The sequence below is a fragment of the Candidatus Hydrogenedentota bacterium genome (genome assembly GCA_016791475.1).
GTDB lineage: Bacteria > Hydrogenedentota > Hydrogenedentia > Hydrogenedentales > JAEUWI01 > JAEUWI01.
In genome coordinates this window covers 1-539 of record JAEUWI010000413.1, presented here as the reverse complement: position 1 = coordinate 539, position 539 = coordinate 1, and the positions used below count along the sequence as shown (strand labels likewise).

Genomic DNA, 539 nt, shown 5'->3' with positions numbered 1-539 from the left:
GGACACCGACCAGTTCCCCAACAACGTGCCCGAGACGGCGCTGGCGCTGTACCACGTGCTGCAGGCCGGCGGCCTGGGTTCGGGCGGCCTGAACTTCGACGCCAAGGTGCGCCGCCAGTCCATCGACGCGGCCGACCTCTTCCACGGCCACATCGGCGGCATGGACGTCTGCGCGCAGGGCCTGCTGGTCGCCGAGAAGATGATCAACGACGGCCGCCTCAAGGCCGCTGTCGACGCCCGCTACGCCGGCTGGGACACCGCCGCCGGCCAGGACATCCTCGCAGGCCGGCGCTCGCTGAGCGACCTCGCCGACGAGGTGCTGACCCGCAACACCGACGTGGCGCCCGTCTCCGGCCGCCAGGAGGTGCTGGAGAACCTCGTCAACCGCTTCTGCGCCTGACGCGCCGAAGGGCCCACCCCAAACCCGCCCGCGCCGAGCCGCCATGACGAGGACCTCCGCTCCTTCGCCCTGCGCGCGCCCGCCGCGGCGATGTTGACCCGCCGAACCGCAGTCCCACAGAGACACACCACAACAAGGA

1 protein-coding gene is annotated in these 539 nt (G+C 71.6%); it reads left to right on the top strand.

Annotated features, from left to right (window positions below; all coding sequences use genetic code 11):
• Nucleotides 1–400 (top strand): xylose isomerase (locus JNK74_29980; protein MBL7650399.1); only part of this gene is annotated, 400 nt, incomplete at its 5' end.
• Nucleotides 401–539 lie beyond the last annotated feature (139 nt).